This window comes from Oleiagrimonas sp. (assembly GCF_027858935.1).
Lineage (GTDB): Bacteria > Pseudomonadota > Gammaproteobacteria > Xanthomonadales > Rhodanobacteraceae > Oleiagrimonas.
The window spans coordinates 1-7,709 of the sequence record NZ_JAQIBU010000251.1 but is presented as its reverse complement, the minus strand read 5'-3'; the positions used below and the strand labels follow the sequence as shown (position 1 = coordinate 7,709).

4 protein-coding genes, 1 tRNA gene and 2 riboswitches are annotated in these 7,709 nt (G+C 65.6%); of the genes, 2 read left to right on the top strand and 3 right to left on the bottom strand.

Going from position 1 to position 7,709, the window contains the following annotated elements; genetic code table 11:
• Positions 1 to 1,879 (bottom strand): KUP/HAK/KT family potassium transporter (locus PF446_RS09180; protein WP_298071127.1); only part of this gene is annotated, 1,879 nt, incomplete at its 3' end.
• Positions 1,880 to 2,134: 255 nt separating this feature from the next.
• On the opposite strand from PF446_RS09180, the gene PF446_RS09175 reads away from it, so the two are divergent.
• Positions 2,135 to 3,412, top strand: coding sequence for a sodium:proton antiporter (locus PF446_RS09175; RefSeq protein ID WP_298071126.1), 1,278 nt, complete (start codon positions 2,135 to 2,137; stop codon positions 3,410 to 3,412).
• Between the two features lie 124 nt (positions 3,413 to 3,536).
• Here the strand turns inward: PF446_RS09175 and gcvP are convergent, their stop codons facing one another.
• Complete coding sequence (gene gcvP, locus PF446_RS09170) at positions 3,537 to 6,407, bottom strand: aminomethyl-transferring glycine dehydrogenase (protein ID WP_298071125.1); 2,871 nt, start codon at positions 6,405 to 6,407, stop codon at positions 3,537 to 3,539.
• Positions 6,408 to 6,514: 107 nt separating this feature from the next.
• Positions 6,515 to 6,612: riboswitch (glycine riboswitch) on the bottom strand.
• Positions 6,613 to 6,641: 29 nt separating this feature from the next.
• A riboswitch (glycine riboswitch) is annotated at positions 6,642 to 6,726 on the bottom strand.
• Positions 6,727 to 6,937: 211 nt separating this feature from the next.
• Between gcvP and PF446_RS09165 the strand changes: the two genes are divergently transcribed.
• The gene (locus PF446_RS09165) at positions 6,938 to 7,378 is read left to right on the top strand and encodes a VOC family protein (protein ID WP_298071124.1); all 441 of its coding nucleotides are present in this window, start codon (positions 6,938 to 6,940) and stop codon (positions 7,376 to 7,378) included.
• 90 nt (positions 7,379 to 7,468) lie between these two features.
• Here the strand turns inward: PF446_RS09165 and PF446_RS09160 are convergent.
• A tRNA-Leu gene (locus tag PF446_RS09160) sits at positions 7,469 to 7,553 on the bottom strand.
• Between the last annotated feature and the right edge of the window lie 156 nt (positions 7,554 to 7,709).

The window sequence follows — 7,709 nt, the reverse complement described above, 5'->3', positions numbered from 1 at the left end:
GCTGAAGTCCGATCTCGACCACGCGTCCGGCCGGGATGCGGTAGCGCGAGGTGGCCTGCATGCTGTTGCGCACCATGAAGGCGAACAGGTGGTCGCGCCAGGCCATCATGCCGTGCTTTTTGCGGCCGGCCAGCACGGAGGTTCGGCCGAGGTCGTAGGTGACTTCGTCCAGCTCTATGGACAGGTCGCCGTGTTCCACGCACAGGCCCAGGTCGGAGGGAACGTTGAAGCCCTGCATGAAACCGTAGTTGAGGCAGACGCTGTGTACGCCCTGGCCGTGGTCCTTGACCTCGATGCGGTCGTCGTGTTTGATTCGTGGGATCCGCGCGACCTGCACGGTGACGATGACGATCTGCTCTTGCAGGGCGCGCGTCAGCTTGAGCAGGTGCAGCAGCGATTGCGGCATACTCTCGGCGCTCGCGGTGAAGAACACGGCGCCGCCGGGCAGGCGTTCGGGCGGATTGTTTTCCAGGCGCCCAGCCAAGGTGGAACCGTCGACATCGTCGGCCTCGTAGGACCGCTGCAGCATGTCGTTACCGCGCCGCCAGGTGGCCATCAGCGTGAATATGATCGCGCCCATCGCAAGGGGAAACCAGCCACCCTGTGGGATCTTCATGCCGTTGACCACCAGGAAGGCCAGGTCGATGCTGATGAAGCTGACCAGCAGCAGCAAGGCACGCGGGAGCCCCCAGCCACCGCGTTCGATAGCTATGTTGAACGCAAGAATGGTGGTTACCACCATGGTGGCGTTGACGCTGAGTCCATACGCTGCCGCCAGCGCACTGGACGAGCCGAAGGACAGCGCCAACCCGCAGGCGGCCAGCATCAGCGTCCAGTTGACGCCAGGCATGTAGATCTGGCCCTGCTTGTCCTCGGCGGTCTGGCGCACACTCATGCGCGGAATCATGTCCAGGTGCATGGCTTGGCGGGTCAGCGAGAAGGTGCCAGTGATCACCGCTTGCGAAGCGATCACGGTGGCGGCGGTGCTCAGGATCACCACCGGATAAAGCGCCCAGTGCGGCGCCATATTGAAGAAAGGTTGCTTCAGCGACTGCGGATGAGTGAGCAATTCCGCGCCCTGACCGAAATAGTTGATCAGTAACGCCGGCAGTACCAGCGCGAACCAGACCAGACGAATGGGCTTGGCTCCGAAGTGACCCAGGTCCGCGTACAGCGCCTCGCCGCCGGTCACCACCAGGAACACGCCGCCCAGCACCAGGAAGCCGGCCCAGCCATTGTGGATCATGAGCAGGGCGGCATACTGCGGCGACACCGCGCGCAGCACGCCGGGCTGGTGCACGATCGCCATGACGCCAAGCGCGGCCAGGAGAAGAAACCACAGCACCATGACCGGTCCGAAGGTGAGCCCCACGTTCGCGGTGCCGCGGCGCTGGAAGGCGAACAGGCCGATCAGGATGCCGATGGTGATCGGCAGCACCCATTCCTTGAGACCGGGTGCGGCCACCTGCAGGCCCTCGACCGCGCTGAGCACCGAGATGGCTGGCGTGATCATGCTGCCGCCGAACAGCAGCGCGGCGCCGAACAGGCCCAGCAGGATCAGCATGCGCCGCGACAGGCGCTCCTGTCCCTGGTCCGGACGCAGCAGCGAAATCAGGGCGAAAATGCCGCCTTCGCCGTGGTTGTCGGCGCGCAGCACGAAGATCATGTACTTGGTCGAGATCACCAGGATCAGTGCCCAGAAGATCAGCGACAGGATGCCCAGGATATTGGGTTCGGTCACCGGCAGGGGCGCCAGTCCGCGAAAGCATTCGCGCACGGCGTAGATGGGGCTGGTGCCGATGTCGCCGTAGACCACGCCGAGGACGGCCAGGCCGACGGTCGCCTTGATGGTGTTGGTGTTGCGCTCGGATTGCGCCACGGAGTCTCCGTACGGGGGACAGCCTTTTAGGCTACATCATCGCGCGGGCTTGCCAAACTGCACGGTGCGCGGGAAAGGCCTCCTCCCCTGCGAGGGGAGGATCGAGGCGGGGTTGTGGCGCAGGCGCGGGAGCATGCTGGCGCGGCACCCTTTTCTTCCCTTGCAGGAATGGGAAGGCTCCGGTGGTCGCTGATAACCGTTACCATGGACCCGCGCACGCTGGGACGTGCGTAGTGACTGTTACGGAGCGCATGCATGTTCAACATCGCCGTCATCGTCCTGGTGCTCACGGCCTTGCTGGCCTACGTCAACCATCGCTTCGTGCGCCTGCCCTCGGCCATCGGCGTGATGGTGATTGCGCTGCTCGGCTCGCTGATACTTGCCGCGCTCAACGGCATGGGCTTTCCCGGGCTGCATCATTACGAGACATCCCTGCTCAGTTCAATCGATTTCCCCGAAGTGGTCTTCAAGGGCCTGCTGTCGATGCTGTTGTTCGCCGCCGCGCTGGGTGTGGACTTCAGCGACCTGCGTTCCTACCGCTGGCACATCGCGGCGCTGGCGGTGCTGGGCACCGTCGCCTCGACACTGCTGATCGGGTTCGCGGTGTGGACCGCGCTGTCGTGGGTGGGGTTGTCGCTGTCGCTCCCTTACTGCCTGATCTTCGGCGCACTGATCTCGCCGACCGATCCGGTGGCGGTGGCCGGCATCATCCGCCAGGCGGGCGCCCCGCGCAGCATGGACGTGGTGATCAGCGGCGAGTCGCTGTTCAACGACGGCATTGGCGTGGTGCTGTTCACGATCTTGCTGGGCATGATTGCCGGCGGCGGCTCGCCAGACTGGACCCACGGCGCGATCCTGCTGGCGCGAGAGGCTGGCGGCGGGCTCATCTACGGGCTGGTGCTGGGCTACATCACCTACCGTTTGCTGCGCAGCATCGACAACTACCAGGTGGAGATCACGATCACTTTGGCAGCGGTGCTGGGCGGCTACGCGCTGGCGCGCGAGATGGAGGTGTCCGGGCCGCTGGCGATGGTGGTCGCCGGGTTGGTGGTGGGTGACCGCGGGCGTGAACTGGGTATGTCGGAGGTCACGCGCAAGCACCACGACGAGTTCTGGGAACTGCTGGACTGGATGCTGAACTCGGTGTTGTTCGTGTTGGTCGGGCTGGAATTCGCCTCGGTGACCTTCTCGGCCAAGGTGCTGCTGGTGGCTGCCGGCATGATCGTGGTGGCGCTGCTGGCGCGGCTGCTGTGCGCGGGCTTGCCGATGGCGGTCTTGTCACGCTACTTCACGATGCCGCGAGGGGCTTGGCAGGTGCTGACATGGGGCGGACTGCGCGGGGCGATCTCGGTGGCCCTGGCACTGTCGCTTCCGCCCGGGCCGTCGCGTGACCTGATCCTGGGCATGACCTATTACATCGTGGTGTTCTCGATCCTGGTGCAGGGCTTGAGCATCGGCAAGGTGGTGCGTTGGGCCACGGCAGCGCCGAAGCAGGCCTCGAATGAAACCGAATCATCGGGTGTCGAACTCTAGCGGTGTGCGCATCGCAGCATGGGCCGCATGCAGAGCTCCGGCAGCAAGATGCTTGTTGGGGCCGCCTGCATGGCACGCGACCCCACTTCCATTCTCCGCTCGCAGGAGAGGTGGCGGATACGGCTTACGCCTTGGCCTGTTCCTTGTAGTCCGCGACAGGGATGCACTCGCAGAACACGTTCTTGTCGCCGTAGACGTTGTCCACGCGGGCCACCGGCGGCCAGTATTTCTGTTGCTTGAGCACCGCCAGGGGGAAGGCGGCCAGTTCGCGCGGATAGGCGTGGGACCACTCGCTTGCAGACACCATGGTGGCGGTGTGCGGGGCGTTCTTGAGCGGGTTGTCCTCGCGATCCAGGCTGCCGTTCTCGATGGCGCGGATCTCCTCACGGATCTTGATCATGGCATCGATGAAGCGGTCCAGTTCGTGCATCGATTCGCTTTCGGTCGGCTCGACCATCAGCGTGCCGGCCACCGGGAAGCTGAGCGTGGGCGCGTGGAAGCCGAAGTCGACCAGGCGCTTGGCCACGTCCTCGGCTTCGACGCCGGCGCTGTCCTTGAGCGGGCGCAGGTCCAGGATGCATTCGTGCGCGACCAGATCGTTGCGCCCGGTGTACAGCGTCTTGTAGTGCTGCGTCAGGCGCCTGGACACGTAGTTGGCGTTGAGCAGGGCGACCTGGCTGGCCTTGCGCAGTCCGGCGGCGCCCATCAGCGTGATGTACATCCAGCTGATCGGCAGGATGCTGGCGCTGCCGTAGGTGGCCTGGCTGACCATACCCACGGCGCCTTCGGCGCCCAGGCCCTTGGGCAGGAACGGCTCCAGGTGCGCCTTGACCGCGCATGGGCCCACGCCCGGACCGCCGCCGCCGTGCGGGATGCAGAAGGTCTTGTGCAGGTTGAGGTGGCTGACGTCCGAGCCCCACTTGCCGGGCTTGGCGATGCCGACCAGCGCGTTGAGGTTGGCGCCGTCGGTGTACACCTGGCCGCCGTGGTCGTGGACAATGCGGCAGATCTCGGCCACGTCTTCCTCGAACACGCCGTGCGTGGAGGGGTAGGTGATCATCATCGCGGCCAGCTGGTCGGCATGCTTCTCGGCCTGTGCGCGGATGTCGTCGACGTCGACGTTGCCGTTGGCGTCGCATTTGGTTACCACCACCTGCATGCCGCACATCTGCGCGGAGGCCGGGTTGGTGCCGTGTGCCGACTCGGGGATCAGGCACACGTTGCGGTGGCCCTCGCCGCGCGAGCGGTGCCAGGCGCGGATCGCCAGCAGGCCGGCGTATTCGCCCTGGGCGCCGGAGTTGGGCTGCAGGCTGACCGCGTCGTAGCCGGTGACTTCGGCCAGCATGGCGTTGAGTTCGTCGATCAGCTGGGTGTAGCCACGGGTCTGGGCTTCGGGCGCCAGCGGATGGATGTGGGCGAATTCCGGCCAGCTCACCGGGATCATCTCGGCGCTGGCGTTGAGCTTCATGGTGCATGAGCCCAGCGGGATCATGGTGCGGTCCAGCGCCAGGTCCTTGTCGGCCAGGCTGCGCATGTAGCGCAGCAGTTCGTGTTCGCTGTGGTAGGTGTTGAAGACCGGGTGCGTGAGGAACGGATGCTGACGCAGCAGGGCTTCGGGCAACGCGTCCGGCGTGTCGGTGTCCAGCGCGTCGACATCGTGCAGCGGCGCCTCGAACAGCTGCGCCAGCGCGACCAGATCGCTGCGTGTGCTGGTCTCGTCCAGGCTGATGCCAAGGCTGGAACTGTCGATCACGCGCAGGTTGATGCCGGCCTCGCGGGCCTTGGCCAGCACGCTGTCGGCGTCGATGCCGGTCACGTGCAGGGTGTCGAAGAAATCGCCGCTGACCTTCAGTCCGGCCGTGCGCAGCGTGGCCGCCAGCATCGCGGTGAGGCGATGCGTGCGCCGGGCGATGCGCTTGAGGCCGTCCGGGCCGTGATAGACCGCGTACATGCCGGCCATCACCGCCAGCAGTACCTGCGCGGTGCAGATGTTGGAGGTGGCCTTCTCGCGGCGGATGTGCTGCTCGCGGGTCTGCAGGGTCAGGCGATAGGCCTGCTTGCCCTCGGCATCCACCGACACGCCGATCAGGCGGCCGGGCATCGAACGCTTGTAGGCATCGCGGCAGGCCAGCCAGGCGGCATGCGGGCCGCCGAAGCCCAGCGGCACGCCGAAACGCTGGCTGTTGCCGATGACGACATCCGCGCCCCAGCTGCCGGGCGCGGCAATCAGGGTCAGCGCCAGCAGGTCGGTGGCCACCACCACCAGGCCGTTGCTGGCGTGCACGGCCTCGACCAGCGCGGCGTGGTCGGCGATGCGGCCGAAGGTATCGGGGTACTGCAGCAGCACGCCAAACACGTCCGCCGCGGCGGCTTCGGCGGCGGGGCCGAAGGCCAGCTCGATCTCCAGGCTCTCGGCGCGGGTCTTCAGCACTTCAATGGTTTGCGTGTGCGCGCCGTCGGCCACGTAGAAGGTATTGGACCTGGACTTCGCCTTGCGCATGGCCAGGGTCATGGCCTCGGCGGCGGCGGTGGCTTCGTCCAGCAGCGAGGCGTTGGCGATCTCCATGCCGGTCAGGTCCGCGACCATGGTCTGGAAATTGATCAACGCCTCCATGCGGCCCTGCGAGATTTCGGCCTGGTACGGCGTGTAGGCGGTATACCAGGACGGGTTCTCGAAGATGTTGCGCGCGATCACCGCCGGCACGTGGGTGCCGTAATAGCCCTGACCGATGAAGCTGCGGGCCACGATGTTCTTCTCGGCGATCGCGCGGATGCGCGCCAGCGCCTCTTCTTCGGTGATGGCGGCGGGCAGCGTCAGGGGGGCGTCGGACTTGATGGTGCCGGGCACGATGGCGTCGGTCATGGCTTCCAGCGAGTCCTGGCCGATGACCTCCAGCATCTGCTGGATTTCGGCATCGTTGGGGCCAATGTGGCGCGTGACAAAGGCGTCGTGCTGCTCGAGTTCGCGCAGGGAAGGCGTGCGGTTCTGGCTCATGGTGGCGTCCGGCAATGGCTGCGATGGGCGGAATCCCCGTGCCTGTTCGCAGGTCACGGCCCTTCGGACGGGCCGTTCATCGCATCTGGCACGGCGGGTGTTCCATGGCGCGCCCCTCTGTCCTTTTGCCTGAGAGTTTCGAAGCGGGGAAACGCTTCATGCCCCTTCGGCGCCGGATCGAACCGGTCTCTCCAGAGTTGAACGGACTGGCCGTTCCGCGAGCGGGCGGGCCGGACCGCGACGGTGGTTGGGGAGCCTGAGCGATTACGGGCGTTGCGCCTTCGGCAGCGGGTTGCCCCGCTTCTCCCACCGTGAGGTGTTGCTGGCAATTATACAGGCCGGAAGGGTTTTTTTCGCCGGTTCCAGTCTGCCGTTGGATCAGGATCATGGGCGGGCGGCAGACGCTGTCAGGCCAGCATGGTGCTGCGCAGGATGCGCCTCCCGGGGGTGCCGGCGGTGGGGCCGCATTCATCGCCACTGCGGGTGCAGGCGCTACAATGAGTGCTTGCCTAGCACGGAGCGTGCGCCGCATGCCGTTTGCACCTTTCAAAATTGCCCAGATCGACCATGTGGTGCTGCGCGTGTCCGACATGGACCGCCTGCAGCGCTTTTATTGCGAAGTGCTGGGCTGCACCGTGGAGCGCTGGCAGGAGGATCTTGGCCTGCTGCAGTTGCGCGCCGGCAGCAGCTTGATCGATCTGGTCGACGTGGCCGGGCCGATCGGGCGCAAGGGCGGCGTCGCGCCGAGCGAGCAGGGGCACAACATGGATCACGTGTGCCTCAGGGTGGAGCCGTTCGACGCCGAGGCCATAACCACGTACCTGAAGACACGCGAGGTGCGCATTGGCGAGTCCGGAATGCGCTATGGTGCGCAAGGCACCGGACCGTCGCTGTACCTTTTCGATCCGGAAGGCAACAGGGTGGAGCTGAAGGCGCCGGTCACGGCCGGCGCGGACAGGCTGCGCGCCTGAAGTCGTGGATCGCGGATACTAAAAACCCCGCACGAGGCGGGGTTTCCAGGGCGGTTCCGGGACTCAATGGGCGTCGCGGTACCTTTCAAATGGTGCCCAGGAGAGGACTCGAACCTCCACGGTTTTACCCGCTAGTACCTGAAACTAGTGCGTCTACCAATTCCGCCACCTGGGCAGGGTGCGGGCAACGCCATGGGCGCTGCGGAGCCGCGTAAGATAGGCACCAGCCGCCGGCTTGTCAATATCCGATCCAGATCTTTTCGTCCCGCGGGGCGATTTCTCATGTTCAAGGAACCTACGTGTCAAAGAAGAAAACCAGTCACAGCAATGC